14 protein-coding genes and 1 pseudogene are annotated in these 16899 nt (G+C 67.2%); 10 read left to right on the top strand and 5 right to left on the bottom strand.

Annotated features, from left to right (window positions below):
* Nucleotides 1-49: 49 nt before the first annotated feature.
* From G315_RS0107755 to G315_RS0107740, 4 genes are all read left to right on the top strand, one after another.
* Complete coding sequence (locus G315_RS0107755; RefSeq protein ID WP_018168849.1) at nt 50-1063, top strand: class 1 fructose-bisphosphatase; 1014 nt, start codon at nt 50-52, stop codon at nt 1061-1063.
* Nucleotides 1064-1188: 125 nt separating this feature from the next.
* Nucleotides 1189-2160, top strand: coding sequence for a chromate resistance protein ChrB domain-containing protein (locus tag G315_RS0107750; RefSeq protein ID WP_019612249.1), 972 nt, complete (start codon nt 1189-1191; stop codon nt 2158-2160).
* The gene (chrA, locus tag G315_RS0107745; protein ID WP_019612248.1) at nt 2157-3509 is read left to right on the top strand and encodes a chromate efflux transporter; all 1353 of its coding nucleotides are present in this window, start codon (nt 2157-2159) and stop codon (nt 3507-3509) included. The genes G315_RS0107750 and chrA overlap by 4 nt, the downstream gene beginning before the upstream one ends.
* A gap of 11 nt (nt 3510-3520) precedes the next feature.
* A complete protein-coding gene (locus G315_RS0107740) occupies nt 3521-4480 on the top strand; it encodes an MBL fold metallo-hydrolase (protein ID WP_019612247.1) in 960 nt (319 codons plus the stop codon).
* A gap of 27 nt (nt 4481-4507) precedes the next feature.
* Here the strand turns inward: G315_RS0107740 and G315_RS0107735 are convergent, their stop codons facing one another.
* The 3 genes from G315_RS0107735 to G315_RS0107725 all read right to left on the bottom strand — a co-directional run bounded on the left by G315_RS0107735 (nt 4508) and on the right by G315_RS0107725 (nt 9089).
* Nucleotides 4508-5503, bottom strand: coding sequence for a 2-hydroxyacid dehydrogenase (locus G315_RS0107735; RefSeq protein ID WP_019612246.1), 996 nt, complete (start codon nt 5501-5503; stop codon nt 4508-4510).
* Between the two features lie 248 nt (nt 5504-5751).
* Nucleotides 5752-7779, bottom strand: coding sequence for a CocE/NonD family hydrolase (locus tag G315_RS0107730; protein ID WP_019612245.1), 2028 nt, complete (start codon nt 7777-7779; stop codon nt 5752-5754).
* The gene (locus G315_RS0107725; RefSeq protein ID WP_018145008.1) at nt 7776-9089 is read right to left on the bottom strand and encodes an acetyl-CoA carboxylase biotin carboxylase subunit family protein; all 1314 of its coding nucleotides are present in this window, start codon (nt 9087-9089) and stop codon (nt 7776-7778) included. The genes G315_RS0107730 and G315_RS0107725 overlap by 4 nt, the downstream gene beginning before the upstream one ends.
* Nucleotides 9090-9275: 186 nt before the next feature.
* Here G315_RS0107725 and G315_RS0107720 point away from each other — a divergent pair, with 186 nt between their 5' ends.
* The 6 genes from G315_RS0107720 to G315_RS0107695 are packed head-to-tail and all read left to right on the top strand — an operon-like array spanning nt 9276 to nt 14509.
* Nucleotides 9276-10388 (top strand): 4Fe-4S dicluster domain-containing protein, encoded by a 1113-nt coding sequence (locus G315_RS0107720; protein ID WP_026338843.1) that lies wholly within the window; start codon nt 9276-9278, stop codon nt 10386-10388.
* The gene (locus G315_RS0107715; protein WP_019612243.1) at nt 10385-10858 is read left to right on the top strand and encodes a cyclic nucleotide-binding domain-containing protein; all 474 of its coding nucleotides are present in this window, start codon (nt 10385-10387) and stop codon (nt 10856-10858) included. Before G315_RS0107720 ends, G315_RS0107715 begins: the two co-directional genes overlap by 4 nt.
* Nucleotides 10848-11708, top strand: a complete 861-nt coding sequence (locus G315_RS0107710; RefSeq protein WP_019612242.1) for an FAD/NAD(P)-binding protein — start codon at nt 10848-10850, stop codon at nt 11706-11708. Before G315_RS0107715 ends, G315_RS0107710 begins: the two co-directional genes overlap by 11 nt.
* Nucleotides 11705-12517, top strand: coding sequence for an oxidoreductase (locus G315_RS0107705; protein WP_018145004.1), 813 nt, complete (start codon nt 11705-11707; stop codon nt 12515-12517). The genes G315_RS0107710 and G315_RS0107705 overlap by 4 nt, the downstream gene beginning before the upstream one ends.
* Nucleotides 12514-13812, top strand: a complete 1299-nt coding sequence (locus tag G315_RS0107700; protein ID WP_018145003.1) for a Ni/Fe hydrogenase subunit alpha — start codon at nt 12514-12516, stop codon at nt 13810-13812. Before G315_RS0107705 ends, G315_RS0107700 begins: the two co-directional genes overlap by 4 nt.
* A gap of 40 nt (nt 13813-13852) precedes the next feature.
* Nucleotides 13853-14509 carry a hydrogenase maturation protease gene (locus G315_RS0107695; protein WP_018145002.1) on the top strand — a complete coding sequence of 219 codons (657 nt, stop codon included), beginning with the start codon at nt 13853-13855 and terminating at the stop codon, nt 14507-14509.
* Between the two features lie 397 nt (nt 14510-14906).
* On the opposite strand, the gene gdhA is transcribed toward G315_RS0107695, so the two are convergent.
* Together gdhA and G315_RS14645 are read right to left on the bottom strand one after the other, a co-directional pair.
* Nucleotides 14907-16256, bottom strand: coding sequence for an NADP-specific glutamate dehydrogenase (gdhA, locus tag G315_RS0107690; RefSeq protein WP_018145001.1), 1350 nt, complete (start codon nt 16254-16256; stop codon nt 14907-14909).
* A gap of 235 nt (nt 16257-16491) precedes the next feature.
* Nucleotides 16492-16818: pseudogene (locus tag G315_RS14645) on the bottom strand (EamA/RhaT family transporter); the annotation flags it as partial.
* Between the last annotated feature and the right edge of the window lie 81 nt (nt 16819-16899).

Below are 16899 nucleotides of genomic sequence, written 5' to 3'. Positions count from 1 at the left end.
CCTCGATTGCGCGGTGTCACCCGATTCACAACAGCATCAGGATTGCATCATGCATATCGGCACGACTTTGACCAACTACATTATCGAGACCCAGCGCGGTATCCAGGGCGCGACCGGCGAATTCACCGGCCTGCTGAACGATATCTCGGTGGCCTGCAAGAAGATCTCCGACCTCGTCGACAAGGGTGACCTGGTCGGCGTTCTCGGCTCCGCCGGCTCCGAGAACGTGCAGGGCGAGACGCAGAAGAAGCTCGACATCATCACCAACGAGGTGTTCATCGAGGCCCTGGGCCACAACGGCCACGCCGCCGGCCTCGCCTCCGAAGAGATGGACGAGATCTGCGAGATGCCGGCCGGCGCCCCGCGTGGTCATTACCTGGTCCTGTTCGACCCGCTGGACGGCTCCTCCAACATCGACGTGAACGTCTCCGTCGGCACGATCTTCTCCATCCTGAAGGCGCCGGAAGGCGTCTCCGATCCGAAGACCGAGGACTTCCTGCAGCCGGGCACCAAGCAGATCGCCGCCGGCTACTGCCTGTACGGTCCGTCCACCATGATGGTGCTGACCACCGGCAAGGGCGTGCAGATGTTCACCCTGGACAAGGACTTCGGCGAGTTCCTGCTGACCAAGGACAGCGTGCAGATCCCGGAAGACACCGAGGAATTCGCGATCAACATGTCCAACAGCCGCTTCTGGGAGGCCCCGGTCAAGCGCTACATCGACGAATGCCTGGCCGGCAAGGAAGGCGCCCGCGACAAGGACTTCAACATGCGCTGGGTGGCCTCCATGGTCGCCGAGGTGCACCGCATCCTGTCGCGCGGCGGCGTGTTCATGTACCCGATGGACTCCAAGATGCAGGCCAAGGGCACCGCCGGCAAGCTGCGCCTGATGTACGAGGCCAACCCGATGAGCTTCATCATCGAGCAGGCCGGCGGCGCCTCCACCACCGGTCGCGAGCGCATCATGGATATCAGCCCCACGGGCATTCACCAGCGCGTGCCGGTAGTCCTGGGCGCGAAGAACGAAGTGGAGCGGATCACCCGCTACCACAACGAGGGCTAAGAACCCCTCGCGCCTCGGGCACCCCGATGCGCTCCCCAAGGCCCGGCCCCGCAAGGCGCCGGGCCTTTTTGTGCGCGCACCCCCTGAATTTGTAACGGACGTTACATTACTGATATACATATGACATGAATTTTCGGGATACCGATTGGCAACTCCTGATCTTCGCCTTTCAGAGCGGGCAGGACTCGACCCGGGTCCGACTGTGGCGGGCGCTGAAGGCGCTTGGCGCAGCCACCCTGCGCGATGGGGTCTACCTGCTGCCCAACCGCTCGGACCTGCGCGACGCCCTGCTGGAACTGGCCGAGTCGGCGCGCGCGGCGGGCAACCAGGCCTACCACCTGCCGGTCGCCGCCAACCCCGAGGAACAGGCGCATTACCGCAGCCTGTTCGACCGTGAAGCGGACTACCGGACCCTGCGAAAGAACGCGGAAACCCTGCTGGGGCAACTGCCCGCGCTGGGCGAAGCCGAGCTGCTCAAACGCCTGCGCCAGATCCACCGCGAGGCCGATCAGTTGCGCCGCACCGACTACTTCCCGGGGCCTGACCGCGCGCCGCTGGAGGACCAACTGTCGCGCCTGGAAACCGCCGCCCAGGCGGTCCTGTCACCGGACGAACCCTCGCCCGAGCCGGACAGCGGCGTGCCCCGGCTGGAGCCGGCGAACTACCGCGGCCGGCTATGGGCCACGCGGGCGGCGCTATGGGTGGACCGCGTCGCCAGCGCGTGGCTGATCCGCGAATTCATCGACTCCGAGGCGCGCTTCGTCTGGCTCGCGACCCCGGCCGACTGCCCGGACGAGGCGCTCGGCTTCGATTTCGACGGCGCCGCGTTCACCCACGTCGGTGACCGCGTCACCTTCGAGGTGCTGCTGGCGGCATTCGGCCTGGAACGCGACAGCGGTCTCGCCGGCCTCGCGGACATGGTGCATTTCCTCGACGTGGGCGGGCGCCCCGTCGCGGAGGCCGCGGGCTTCGAGAGCATCCTGACCGGGGCCAAGCAACAGTGCGCGGATGACGGTGCGCTACTGGCGCGCGTCACGCCCGTCCTGCACGACCTGCGCCAGGCCTTTGAACAACAATCCGGACGCAATCCCGCATGAATGATCCCGATACTCCCAGCACCCAGCGCCCCAGCGCGCCCACGCGCGGCGAGGCCTTTCGCTACTGGCTGAAGCTCGGCTTCGTCTCGTTCGGCGGGGCCGCCGGACAGATCGGGATGATGCACGAGGAGCTGGTGGAGCGCCGTCGCTGGGTCTCCGAGAACCGATTCCTGCATGCGCTGAATTACACAATGGTGCTACCCGGGCCGGAGGCGCAGCAGCTCGCCACGTATCTCGGCTGGCTGTTGCACGGCACCTTCGGCGGCCTGATGGCGGGGCTGCTGTTCATCCTGCCTTCGCTGTTCCTGATCACCGGGTTGTCCTGGGTGTACCTTGCCTTTGGTGACGTGCCCGCGGTAGAGGCGGTGTTCTACGGCATCAAACCGGCGGTGGTCGCGATCATCGTCTATGCCGGCTGGCGCATCGGCGGGCGTGTGCTCAACAACGGCCTGTTATGGGTAATGGCCATCGCGGCCTTTCTGGCGATCTTCGCGCTCAACATCCCGTTCCCCTACATCATCATCACCGCCGGAATCCTCGGCTGGCTGGGCAGTCGCGTCTGGCCGCAGCGCTTCCAGACCGGCGAATCCCACGGCAGCGGCCGCCACCAATCGCACGGCCCCGCCGTGGTGGATGACGACACCCCGCCCACGCCCTGGATGCAGTTTCGCTGGTCGCGGGTGATCCGTTTTCTTGTCGTCGGTCTGGGCCTGTGGGCCGCGGCATTCGGCATGCTGCTCGCACTATTCGGCTGGGACGCGACGCTGACCCGTATGGGGCAGTTCTTCACCCAGACCGCGCTGGTCACCTTCGGCGGGGCCTATGCGGTGCTGCCCTACGTCTATCAGGGCGGGGTGGAGACCTACGGCTGGCTGAGTCCGACCCAGATGATCGACGGGCTGGCGCTGGGCGAGGCCACTCCGGGCCCCCTGATCATGGTGGTGACCTTCGTCGGCTTCATCGGCGGCTGGACGCAGGCCTTTCTCGGGCCGGACCAGGTGCTCCTGGCCGCCCTGCTTGGGGCGCTGGTCGCGACCTTCTTCACCTTCCTGCCGTCGTTCCTGTTCATCCTGGTCGGCGCACCTCTGGTCGAGCGCACCCGGGGGGATCTGCACTTCACCGGGCCCCTGACGGGTATCACGGCCGCCGTGGTCGGGGTGATCGCGAACCTGGCCGTCTTCTTTACCTGGCACGTCCTGTGGCCCGCCGGCTTCGACGGTGCCTTCGAGTGGTTCTCCGCCCTGCTGGGAATCGCCGCCTTTATTGCCCTGGCCCGATTCCGGGTTGGCATCATCCCGCTGATCCTCGTCTGCGCCGCGATCGGCGCCGGGTATCAGCTCCTGCTGTAGGAGTCTGTCCCATGCTGAACCTCACCCGAACCTGTGCCTTGGCGGGATTGGCCCTTGTCACCCTTGCGCCCGGCACCAGCCTGGGCGCCGACAAGACCACGATCCTGCCCGAACCGCAGGCCATCTCCGACCACGCCCATGCCTGGATCGGCCCCTACGGGGGGCCCGATGCCGACAACCAGGGCTTTCGCATGAATCTGGGCTACGTGGTCGGTGACGAAGCCGTCGCCGTGATCGATTCCGGCCACACGCCAGCGATGGCGACCGAGATGCTGGAACATATCCGCGCCACCACCGACAAGCCGGTGCGCTACGTGATCAACACCAACTCGCAGCCGCATCGCTTCATGGGCAACGACGTGTTCCGCGAGGCCGGCGCCGACATCCTGGCCGCACCCGAGGCCGTCGCGCGTATGCAGGGAAGCGCCTCGATGTTTGCGATGCAACTCGAGAACGCGCTGGACCGGCCCGAGGGCTCCACCGAACACCCCGAGCCACCGAACGTGATGGTCGAGGATGACCGGAAACTGGATCTGGGCGGCGTGAGCGTGTCGATCCGCCACGTGGGCAGCACCCATACCCACGGCAGCCTGATTGCGGTGGTCGAGCCGGATAACGTCGTGTTCGCCGGCGATGTGCTCTACAGCGGCCGCCTGCTGTCCATCCTGCCCGACGGCAGCATGGAAGGCTGGCTGGAGGCCTACGAACTGCTGCAGGGTGAATACGCGGATGCGAAGTTCATCCCGGGCCACGGTGAACCCGGCGCATTGTCGACCTTCGACCACCCGACCCACGACTACCTGCGCGCACTGTGGGACCACATGGTCGAGGCTGCGGACATGGGCACCGGCATGCAGTCCGCAATCCGCGCCTTTGACGACTCACCCTGGCAGGATCTGGCCGACTTCGACGACCTGGCCCCGCGCAACACGAACATCGCCTACCAGGAAGCCGAAATGGCCCTGTTCTAGACTCACGCCGGCCGGACCGCAGGAACGTCAGACGACCCGGCCTTCGGGCTGCTTGTCCGGGTCCTGGTACAGGGCGGTCAGGTTGGCGACGGTGGTGTCGGCGATGTTGGTCAGGGCCTCGTGGGTCAAAAATGCCTGGTGGCCGGTGACCAGCACGTCGTCGCGCTGCATCAGCCGCGCCAGGCGCCGGTCGGGCAACCCGGCCAGCGACCAGTCGCGGAAGAATAACGACGCCTCGTCCTCGTACACATCCATGGCCAGTCCGCCCAGCTGGCCGGATTCCAGCGCGGCCTCGGCCGCGTCGGTGTCCACCAGCGCGCCGCGGGCGGTGTTGATCAGGACGGCCCCGCGCGGCAGCCGCGCCAGGGTGTCGGCATTGATCAGGTGGCGGTTCTCGCGGGTCAGCGGACAGCTGAGGCTGAGTACCTCGGACTGCGCCAGCAGCGCATCCAGCTCGAGGTACTGGACGCCCGCGGCCTGCAGCTCGGCGTTCGGATACGGGTCGTGCGCCGCCACCTGGCAGCCGAAGCCCAGCATGATGCGCGCAAAGGCCTGGCCGATGCGGCCGGTGCCGACGATGCCCACCGAGCGGCCAACGAGATCGAATCCGGTCAGGTGATCGAGGCGGAAATCCCCGCGCCGCGTGCGGTCCCAGGCGAGGTGAACGCGCCGGTTCAGCGTCATCAGCAGGGCGACGGCGTGCTCCGCAATCGCGTTCGGGGAATAGGCCGGCACCCGCGCCACGCGCACGCCACGCTCGCGGGCGCGGTCGATATCCAGGTTGTCGTAGCCGGAACAGCGCAGCGCCACCACATGCACCCCGTGATCGGCGAGCCCGTCGATCACGCGCCGGTGCAAATCATCGTTGGTAAAGACGCAGACCGCATCCGACCCTGTGGCAAGGTGCACCGTCTCTGCGGTCAGGCGTTCGGCATGCAGGAGAGGCTTCATGTCCGCCGCTTGAAAAGCAGGGAGCAGAAACTCGCGATCGTGTTGCTGAACACTGAATACGGTGACCCGCATAACGTTCTCTCTAATCCATAGGTTGGATAGGGGTTCGCGTAGTACCTGCGCACGCTAGGCCCCAAGGGGTTTCCCAACGATGCCTCGTTCCGGTGTTTGCGCATGAGGAAGGAACCGGCCCTGGGCAGCGACGACGCGCGTGCCCCATGGAACCGCCCCCGAGACCGGACGATAGCACCAGCGGGGGCCCAGCATAACGCAGGATCGGGCGCTGTCACGGGCAGACTCCAGCCCCCCTGGTGGCTTTGTCAGACGAGGTCGCGGGGGATCTTCACGTCCCAGTTGCGGGCATAGACGCGACGCTCGCCCTCGTACGCATCCAGCTGGGCGTGGATCTCGAAATCGGTGGGGCTCGAGGTAAGCACCGTTCGGGTTACCGTGCGCACCGCCCAGTCGCCGCGTCGGAAGCCGCGTTCCCATAGGGTCTCCCCACGCACCGAGTTGAAGTCGTCACCCTGGTAGCTGTACCACTCCAGCGCCTTCCGCTGCATCTCCAGGTTCAGGTCGTCCAGCCGTACCGTCCCCGCATCGTTGGTCACCGCGAGAGTCGACTCGTCCTCCGCCAGGTCGCGAATGACCCGCCAGTTGTGCAGCTGCGGCGTTAGCTGATGGGTTTCCGTCGAGGGAGGCCCGCCCTCGGGAGGGAGAAAGGCAATTCGGGGATCCACGTCTTCGCGCGGCGCGCGACGGGGCAGAAGCAGACGGCTCGCGCCCGTCATGAGCCGCAGCCGCACCGGCCGCGGCGCCGGCCATGCCAGCGGGAAATACGAAGTCGACAGCGATAGCCGGATGCGATGTCCTGCCGGGAAGCGCTGCGCTACGTCGTTGAACTTGACCCGGACGCGATAGGTTTGACCGGGCTCCAGTGGTTTCGGGGCCTCGGCGCCTTCGCGGTGGGTCAGGTTGAGCAACCCATAGGTGACGCGGGTCGCCTTGTCGTCAGCGGCAACATCGGACAACCGCGCCGCAACCATCGCGACGGGCTGATCGACGCTCAACTCCAGTTCCAGCATCGCAGCGCCGAGGATCTCCAGGGGCTTCTCCAGCGGGGCGCTGGTGAATACCAGGGCGCCCCCATCCTCTTCGCGCTGGTCGTGCGGCAGATCGGGCGTCGCTGAATACGAACACCACTTGCCGGCGAACAGGCCCACGCTCAGCGGCGATTGCAGGCTCATCTCGCGTTCCCGTATGCCCCCCGATTCGTTCTCCAGTCGCCCCGGCCAGGCCAGGGTCAGCGGCTCGAGTTCCACGTTTGCCGAGGGCCAGTGTGGTTCGCCCACCCAGCGCCCCGGGCGTTCCTCGTAGCGGGTGGTCGGCGGGACGCTGTCCTGCATCCAGACCCGCAACATCGGTTCTTCCATGATCCCGTTTGGTTCGTCCTTCAGCCAGTGGTCCCACCAGCGCAGACATTCCTGCAGGAAGCCGATGGCCGGACCCGGGACCCCCTGGTGGGGGTATTTGTGGCTCCAGGGGCCGACCAGGCCCAGGCGAGGCCCCTGCAGGTTGTCCAGCAGGCGAAACACCGCGTTGGAATAGCCGTCGGCCCAGCCGCTCACCGCCATGACCGGGGTCTTTACCGCGGACCAGTCCTCGCAGATCGAGCCATGCTTCCAGTAGTCGTCGCGGCGCTGGTGGCGCAGCCACTTCTCCAGCCACAGCCCGCTGCCCTCCAGGCGCTGGAACCACATCTCGCGCCAGCGTTCGCCCACGATCTCCGGATCCGGCGGCAGGGAGTTGTAGGCAAACATGGTCGAGGCCCAGGACAGGTTGTCGCCCAGCAGGCAGCCGCCCATGTGATGGACGTCGTCGGCGTAGCGGTCATCGGTGGAACACACACTGACCACGGCCTTCAGCTCCGGTGGTTGCAACGCCGCGATCTGCAGGCCGTTGAACCCGCCCCAGGAGATGCCGATCATCCCAACATTGCCGTTGCACCAGGGTTGTTCGCCCATCCAGCGCAGGATCTCCACGCCGTCATCCAGTTCCTGCTGCAGATACTCGTCCTCCAGCACCCCCTCGGAGTCTCCGGATCCGCGCAGGTCCACCCGCAGGCAGGCGTAGCCGTGACCGGCAAAGTAGTGGTGGATCGCGTCGTCGCGTAGTCGCGTGGAATCGCGCCGGCGGTACGGGATGTATTCCAGGATCGCGGGGACGGGTTGCTGTTCGGCGCCTTCGGGGCGCCACAACCGGGCGGCCAGGTGCGTGCCGTCGGCAAGCGGGATCGGGATGTATTCCTCGACCGTTACGGCGTAGGGAAAGTCGCGGACGATTTTCATGGCTGTGCCTCGTCGACGGGTTCGAACTCCATGGGCAGCCGCTCCATCACACGCGTATAGGTTCGCTCCAGCTCGGTGTTGTCCGCGGCCCCGACAAACAGGGTCGCGACCTCGTAGGAGTAGCTGTCCTGATAACAAAGCTGCGACAGCAGCATGCCCTCCGCGACCTCGATCTGTACGACCACACCCGGGAACTCGGCCTCGACGGCCGTGATCTCCCCCGGCGTGGGCATCCGCACGACCCGTGCGTCCTGGTATCGGCGAACCATGAACTTGGCCGCACACCCGAATTCCCCCTGGCGATGCGGCATGGAGGGCTCGCGGCCCAGCCCGAGGTCGATCATGACCTGATGGTGGTAACAGCCATCGACCAACCGGAACAGCGGCGCGTGGGACTTGGAGATCCGGGTATTGATCTCCAGCAGCCAGATCCGGTCCGTGGCCTCGTCCCAGTAGAATTCCATGTTGAACGGGGCACAGTCATACCCCACCTGCCGGATCACGCGGTCCGCGATCTCGCCCATGCGCGCCTGCACGCCATCCGGCAAGGTCGACGGATACTGGTAGCGCGAGAATGACGAACCGGCCGCACCCTCGCGCAGGGAATCAACAGCACCGTAAATCCGGACCGCGCCCTGCCAGGCATACCCCTCCAGGGTGCACTGGCGCCCCTCCGATATCAGCGCCTCGGCAATGCAGTGATTGCCATCGACTCCGGCCACCTCCGGAGGCAGTGTCGCGTGCCCCAGGACATGGTTGAAGGGCTCGCCGAAGCGGTCGATCTCCCTGCGGATCCGCTCCATGGCGCGCCGGAAGTCGTCCGCATCGCCGACGCGAAAGCCGAGGTAAGAGAGCACCGATTTCACCGGTTTGATCCAGAACGGAAAATCCAGGGTGACCGCGCGCAGCGGATCGTCGGCAAACGGATTGACCGCGCAGAAGGCCGGGATGTGTTCGCGTGCAACGCGGGCCTGTTCAAGCCGGCTCCAGTACTTGTGCTCGCACTTCAGCACACTTTCCAGGGTCGGCCCCGGCAGGTCCCTGGCCTGGCGCAGGAGGGGCAGGATCGTGCTGACCGGAAAGTCCCAGAAACCGACCACGGCATCCACCGTGCCGGGAAACTGGCTCAGCCGCTCGCGACCCTCGAGCAGGATCCGACGCACCGGAAACCGGGCGCAGGGCTTGACCTCCTCGCGGGTGAACAATGCATGGAAGACATAGTTCTCCGTCCCGGGCAGGGTCCGGAGCTGTGCCAGATGGAAGTCGTCCAGACCGACCACGAAGATATTGTGCCTCGCCGGCGCATTCATAACTGGCATCGTTTTCCCCGGACAACGGGTCGCCAGGGCCGCACACCGCCCTCCATGGAGTGTGGCAGGTATCCGGGTTATTACCAGCCCGGGATGTCGCTGGATCGCGCCACGCTCTTGCCGCACTATGGACGGATGTGGGGCCTTGCCGTACCGAGCGGCTCGCCCGAGGCCCAGGAGCCGTCTGTGGAAGTGATCGCACCGCAAGCCGTGGACACGCTGATCCGCCTGCTGGCCGGGGAGGGCTACGAGGTCGTGGGGCCGACACGGCGCGATGGCGCGATCGTCTACGACCGGGTGGGCGGCCTCGAGGACCTGCCGGTGGGCTGGACCGACGAGCAGGCCCCCGGGCACTACCGCCTGCGCGAACGCGACGACGACGCGCTGTTCGGCTATGTGGTCGGACCGCATTCCTGGAAGAAGTACCTGTTCCCGCCCGAGGAGACCCTGTTCCGGCTGACCCGCCAGCCGGACGGCAGCTTCGTGACCGAGCCCGGCACCTCCGACGCGCCGCGCCGTGCCTTCATCGGCATGCGCGCCTGCGAGCTGGCGGCGATCGACGTGCAGGACCGGGTATTCCTCGGCCAGGCGGTGCAGGACCGCGGCTATGCGGCGCGCCGCCAGGACTTGTTCATGGTTGCGGTCAGCTGCGCCGAGCCGGGAGGCACCTGCTTCTGCGCCTCCATGGACACCGGCCCGCGCGCCCGCAAGGGCTTCGACCTGGCGCTCACCGAGGTGATCGACGCCACGCAGCATTTCCTGGTCGCCGAGGCCGGGTCCGACGCCGGGCGCGCGATGCTCGACCGGCTGGAGCCGCGCCCGGCCTCGGACGCCGAGCAGGCTGCCGCCGAACGCGTCTGGGCCGAGGCGCCGGAAAAGATGGGCCGACAGATGCCGGCGGACGCCCGCGAGGTGCTGAACCGGGCCTTCGAGCACCCGCGCTGGGAGGAAACCGCCGAGCGCTGCCTGTCCTGCTCCAACTGCACCCTGGTCTGCCCCACCTGCTTCTGCTCGCAGGTCGAGGAGGTGCCAGATCTGGAAGGCCAGCGCACCGAACGCGTGCGGCGCTGGGATTCCTGCTTCAACCAGGAACACTCGCACCTGGTCGGCGGCGCGCACCGCGAGTCGGTGGCCGCGCGCTATCGCCAGTGGATCACCCACAAGCTGGCCACCTGGCACGACCAGTTCGGCACCTCCGGCTGTGTCGGCTGCGGACGCTGCATCACCTGGTGCCCGGTGGGCATCGACATCACCGAGGAGGTCACCGCGGTGCGCCGCGATCCGGAGGGCCGGGGATGAACGAGCTGCTGGCGATCATCGAGGAACAGCCGTTCTTCGAGGACATGGCGCCGGAGCACCGGCGCCTGCTGGCGGCCTGCGCGGCGAAGTGCAGCTATACGGCCGGCACCCGGCTGATGCGCGACCACGAGCCGACCGAGACCTTCTGGCTGATCCGCGAGGGCCAGGCCGCGCTGGAAAGCCCGCTGCGCGAAGGCACGGTCGCGTTCCAGACCCTCGGGACGGGAGACATCCTCGGCTGGTCCTGGCTACTGCCGCCTTATCGCGCCAGCTACGATGCGCGGGCGGTGACCGACGTCCATACCCTGCGCTTCGATGCCGGCGTGCTGCGCGAACGCATGGAGGCCGACCCGGCGTTCGGCTACGTGCTGATGAAGCACTTCGCCGCGCTGATCGTCCAGCGCCTGCAGGCGGCGCGGTTGCAGGCGCTGGATATCTACAGCCACGGCGGGCCCGGGCATGGCCACTGACGCGGTCGCAACCCTGCCGGACCAGGCGATGGCGCCAGAGCCATGGCGCATCCACTCGGTGCGCCGCGACGTGGCCAGCAACGAGGTGTTCAGCTGGACGCTGTACCCCGAGCCGGGGGTGGAGCCCGGCGCCATGCCGGCGCCCGGGCAGTTCAACATGCTCTCCCTCTTCGGCGTGGGCGAGGTGCCGATCTCGGTCTCGGCCATCACCGACGACGGCGGCATCGTGCACACCATCCGCGCGGTGGGCAGCGTGACCCGCGCGATGCAGGATCTGGAGGCCGGTGCGGTGGTTGGCCTGCGCGGGCCGTTCGGCACGGCCTGGCCGCTGGAACAGGCGCGCGGGCGCGACCTGGTGCTGGTGGCCGGCGGCATCGGCCTGGCCCCGCTGCGGCCGGTGATCCACGCGGCGCTCCAGCGGCGTTCGGAGTTCGGGCGCATAGTGGTCTGCTACGGGGCGCGCTCGCCCGGCGACATGATCTTCCGCGACGAGCTGGACGCCTGGGCGGCGCGCGATGATGTGGATCTGCGCATCACCGTGGATCGCGGGACCGCCGCCTGGCGCGGCGATGTCGGCGTGGTCACCCAGTTGGTCGATCGCGGCGGTTTCGACCGGCGCAACACCCTGGCGATGACCTGCGGCCCGGAGGTGATGATGCGTTTCACTGCGTCCGCGCTGGAGCGCCGCGGCCTGAAGCCGGAGGATATCTTTGTCTCGATGGAGCGCAACATGCGCTGCGCGGTGGGCTTTTGCGGTCACTGCCAGATCGGGTCGCAGTTCGTCTGCCGCGACGGCCCCGTGTTCCCCTACCCGGTGATGGAACCGGCCTTCCGGGTACGCGAGCTATGAGTCGGGAAAAGCCCACCCTGGCGGTGTTCAAGTTCGCCTCCTGCGACGGCTGCCAGCTCAGCCTGCTGGACTGCGAGGACGAGCTTCTGGCGGTCACCGACCGGATCCAGATCGCCCACTTCCCCGAGGCCACGCGCACCCGCATCGACGGGCCGTGGGACCTGACGCTGGTGGAGGGCTCGATCACCACGCCGCAGGCGGCGGAGGAGATCCGCGAGATCCGCCGCGCCTCGAAGTTCCTCGTGACCATCGGCGCCTGCGCCACCACCGGCGGCATCCAGGCCCTGCGCAACTTCGCGGATGTCGAGGCATTCACCCGCCAGGTCTACGCCCACCCGGAATACATCAAGACCCTGGCCACCTCGGATGCCATCAGCCAGCACGTGCCGGTGGACTTCGAGCTGCGCGGCTGCCCGATCGACAAGTACCAGCTGCTGGAGGTCATCAGCGCCTTCCTCTACGGCCGGCGCCCGCAGGTCTCCAGCGCCAGCGTCTGCGAGGAGTGCAAGCGGGCGGGGCATATCTGCGTGATGGTCGCCCACGGCACGCCCTGCCTCGGCCCGGTCACCCACGCCGGCTGCGGCGCGTTGTGCCCTGGTTGCAACCGCGGCTGCTATGGCTGCTTCGGGCCCAAGGAGACGCCCAACGCGCCGGGCCTGTCCGGCCAGCTGGAGACCCTGGGGATGGACCGCGCCACGCGCGTGCGCTTCTACCGCACCTTCAACGCCGGCGCCGACGCCTTCCGCGAGGAGAGCGAACGTCAGGAGAGCGGCGCGGCACCGCCCGAAGAATCAGGAAACCGGCCATGAGCGAGACCCGCACCATCGAAGTCGACTACCTCGCCCGCGTGGAGGGCGAAGGCGCGATGTACGTGCGCACCGAGGGCGACCGCGTGGAGGAGGTGAAGCTGTCGATCTTCGAGGCGCCGCGCTTCTTCGAGGGTTTCCTGCGCGGGCGCGACTTCCGCGAGGCCCCGGACATCACCGCGCGCATCTGCGGCATCTGCCCGATCGCCTACCAGATGGGCGCCTCGCTGGCGATGGAGGACATCTGTGGCATCACCGTGGACGGCGTGCTGCAGGACCTGCGGCGGCTGGCCTACTGCGGCGAGTGGATCGAGAGCCATGCCCTGCACGTGTTCATGCTCCACCTGCCGGACTTCCTCGGCTATCCCGACGCGGTCACCGCCGCGAAGGACCACCCGGACATGGTGCGCAACGGCCTGCGCATCAAGAAGATCGGCAACGCCATCCTGCGCCTGCTGGGCGGGCGCGAGATCCACCCGGTGAACCTGCGCGTCGGCGGCTTCTACCGCGCGCCGTCACCGGACGCGGTCGCCGGCCTGCGCGAGGACCTGGCCTGGGGCCTGGAGGCGTCCTGCGAGGTGGCCGAGTTCCTCGCCACCCTCGACTACCCGAACCTCGAACGCAACTACGAGTTCGTGTCGCTCGTCCACCCGGACGAATACCCGATCACCCACGGGCGCCTCGGCTCCAGCAGCGGCCTGGACGCGGCCATCCGCGACTACGACGACATCTTCACCGAGGAACACGTCGCCCACTCCAACGCCCTGCACAGCCACCGCTCGGACTCCGGCGAGCCGGTGTTCATGGGCCCTCTGGCGCGCTTCGCCCTGAACCGCGAACGCCTCACCCCGCGCGCCGCCGAGCTGGCCGAACGCGCCGGACTGGGCGCGGCCTGCCGCAACCCGTTCCGCAGCATCCAGGTGCGCATGATCGAGATCGTGCTCGCCTTCGAGGAGGCCCTGCGCCTGGTCGACGGCTACCGGGCCGCGCCGGCCGAGCCCGCGGTGCCGGTCACCCCGCGCGCCGGCACCGGCTTCGGCGCCACCGAGGCCCCGCGCGGCATCTGCTACCACCGCTACAGCATCGACGACGCGGGTCTGATCAGCGATGCAAAGATCGTCCCGCCCACCTCCGTCAACCAGCCCACCATCGAGGCCGACCTGCGCGAACTGGTGCAGACCCACCTCGACCTGCCGGACGACGAACTGCGCCACCACTGCGAGGTCGCCATCCGCAACTACGACCCCTGCATCTCCTGCGCCACCCACTTCCTCGACCTCACCGTCGACCGCCAGTGAGCGGCGCCTGCAAGCAAGGCGCGAGTCTCGGAACGAACGCATGCCAAGGCCAGAACTGAGTCCGGAAGAGCGCAAGCTGCTCGATGCCTACGGAACAGGCGGGTTTGAATCGGTCATGGATACCGAACGCCGAGCAGCCATTGTCGATGCCACGAAACCTCCATCTAGGACTGCATCTGACGCACCTGAGCAACGCAAAGAGGCCTCGGACCGCGCCGCAAGCGCAACGGGCAAGGGCCCGCTGGTCATCGGCATCGGCAACCCCTGGCGCGGCGACGACGGCATCGGCCACGCCGTGGTCGCTGCACTGGCCGGCACGCCGGGCCTCACAACCGCCACCTGCAGCGGCGAGCCCGCCGAGCTCATGGAGCTATGGCAGGGCCACGACCCCGTAATACTGGTCGACGCCATCGTCACCGGCGCCTCTCCCGGCACCCTCCACCGACTCGACGCCCGCGAACCCCTGCCGCGCGGCGCCCGCTACTCCTCCCACGGCATCGGCCTCGCCGAGGCCGTCGAACTCGCCCGCTCCCTCGGCGAACTCCCGGCGACCCTCATCGTCCACGGCATCGAACCCGCGTGCCTCGAAGACGGCGCCGATCTCTCGCGCGAGATCCGCGACAGCCTTGCCCGGGTCGTCACCCGAATCACGGGCGATCTCGCCGAGGCGGTATCCGGATCTCGCCGCACTCCCTGAATCGATTCAGCCCAACGCCAGAATACGCCCCCCCTTTCGCAGCCCCGCAGGCGTTACGGGAGAGAGTCACCCGTGTTGTTCACCCATCCGGCTCGGTGAGCAACAAACGGCTTTAATGTTAACGGGATGCCGACAGCACCCATTGACGTTGATTTTCGGGCCTTTCTTGCTACAGGATCCACGGTCACACCTTGCCTTTTGCCTCTCCCCGGGCCCGCGAGCAAAAGGCCTGGGGAAACATGGATCCCTTGCGCACTCCCACCAGCATGCCTGCGCCACCCCCACCCCAGTGGACATCAGCACGGCCGACGACGCAGATCGGCACCCGGTGGCACGGGCCGTGGCTCGATCGCTCCAGCCTCGGAGTGGAGACCCGGGGAACCCGGCGCGGGCAAGCTCAGATGTGGCCCATCGCCTCCATGGCACGGGCGACCTTCACGAAGCCGGCGATGTTGGCGCCAACGGTGTAGTTACCGGGCGAGCCGTATTCCTCGGCGGTTTCGTGGCAGGTGCGGTGGATGTTGGCCATGATCTCCTGCAGCCGCGCCTCGGTGTATTCGAAGGTCCAGGAGTCCCGGCTCGCGTTCTGCTGCATCTCCAGCGCGCTGGTGGCCACGCCGCCGGCATTCGCGGCCTTCCCGGGGCCAAAGGCGATCCCGGCCTCGCGGAAGGTCTGGATGCCCTCCGGGGTGACCGGCATATTGGCGCCCTCGGCGACCGCGATACAGCCGTTTTCGAGCAGGGCTTTCGCGCCCTTTCCCGTGAGCTCGTTCTGGGTGGCACACGGCAGGGCCACATCACAGGGGATCTCCCAGATACTGCCGTTTTCGCTGTACTTCGCCCCGTTCTTGCGCTCCGCATAGGCACTGATCGGACCGCGCTCGCGTTCCTTGATCTGGCGCACCAGTTCCAGGTCGAGCCCGTCCTCGTCAAGGATGACCCCGCGGGAGTCGGAACAGGCGATGACCCGGGCCCCCAGTTGCTGGGCCTTCTCGGTAGCATGGATCGCCACGTTGCCGGCCCCGGAGACCACCACGCGCTTGCCCTCCAGCGAGTCGTTGCGCGCCTTCAGCATCTCCTGGGTGAAGAAGATCGCCCCGTAGCCGGTGGCCTCGGTGCGTGCACGGCTGCCGCCCCAGTCGAGACCCTTGCCGGTGAACACGCCGGCCTCGAAGCGGTTGGTCAGGCGCTTGTACTGGCCAAACAGGTAGCCGACCTCGCGCTGGCCCACGCCAATGTCGCCCGCGGGCACATCGGTGTACTCGCCGATGTGGCGGTACATCTCGGTCATCAGGCTCTGGCAGAAGCGCATGATTTCGGAATCGGAGCGCCCCTTCGGGTCAAAGTCGCTGCCGCCCTTGCCGCCGCCGATCGGCAGGCCGGTGAGGGCATTCTTGAACACCTGCGAGAAGCCGAGGAACTTGATGATGCCCAGGTACACCGACGGGTGGAACCGCATGCCGCCCTTGTACGGGCCGAGCGCACTGTTGAACTGGACGCGGAAGGCGCGGTTGATGTGCAGCTCGCCCTTGTCGTCCTGCCAGGGGACGCGAAAGATGATCTGACGCTCGGGCTCGCAGATGCGCTGGATGATCTTGAGCTCGGCGAGCTCCGGGTACTTCACCAGCACCGGTCCCAGCGTCTCCAGCACGCCATGGACAGACTGATGGAATTCCGTCTCCCCGGCGTTCCGGTGCAGGACTTCCTGATAAATGGGTTCGAGCTTCTCGTCGAGGCTTCCGTTCATGGATCGCATCCTGATGGTCTGATTCGGACGCATTTAGGCATGCGGGTGCCGAGAAGACAATCCCGATCGCCCCATGATGGTGCATTCCGTCACCGACTTCGCAGTGCAGGAAGGGGGCCGGGTGGGGCGTCAAATCGAGCTATTGGCCGCGATCTATCGAAGGCGACAAAGACCTGGCCTGACGCCGAGAACCTGCGCGGCTGGCCGGTCCATCGGTCGCGGCTTCGGGGTCATGGACAGCCTGCGGGCTTCCGTGCGAACCGGCGTACTTGAGAAGCCGAAGATGAAGATGGCGCAGGACATACCCGCCAGCAGGCCCTCACCGGCGCCAATAAGGATCACGCCGCTCGCGCCAGTGTCATAGATCTGGGTCAGCATCACGATCGCGACCATTATCAGCGCGATCGCCACCAGCTTGAGCATGTCGGGGCTTTCCAGCTTCAGGGCGCGAAGGAGACGAGTAGACGAACACCGCAGCGGTGTACCTCAGTGTGGCCGCCACGGCCACGCTAGCGTTCGCGATACTCAGGAAGTAGAACGCGAAGTGGCCCGCCACGCCCGGCGCGAAGGGGCGCCTCCAAAGGAATTACCATCATCCGGCAACGCTCTGGGCCCGACCGTCCGGAACGAGGGCACTTTTACT

It is taken from the genome of Thioalkalivibrio sp. AKL7 (genome assembly GCF_000381705.1).
GTDB lineage: Bacteria > Pseudomonadota > Gammaproteobacteria > Ectothiorhodospirales > Ectothiorhodospiraceae > Thioalkalivibrio > Thioalkalivibrio versutus.
The sequence above is the reverse complement of the archived record's forward strand: the minus strand, read 5'-3'. Positions and strand labels throughout refer to the sequence as shown.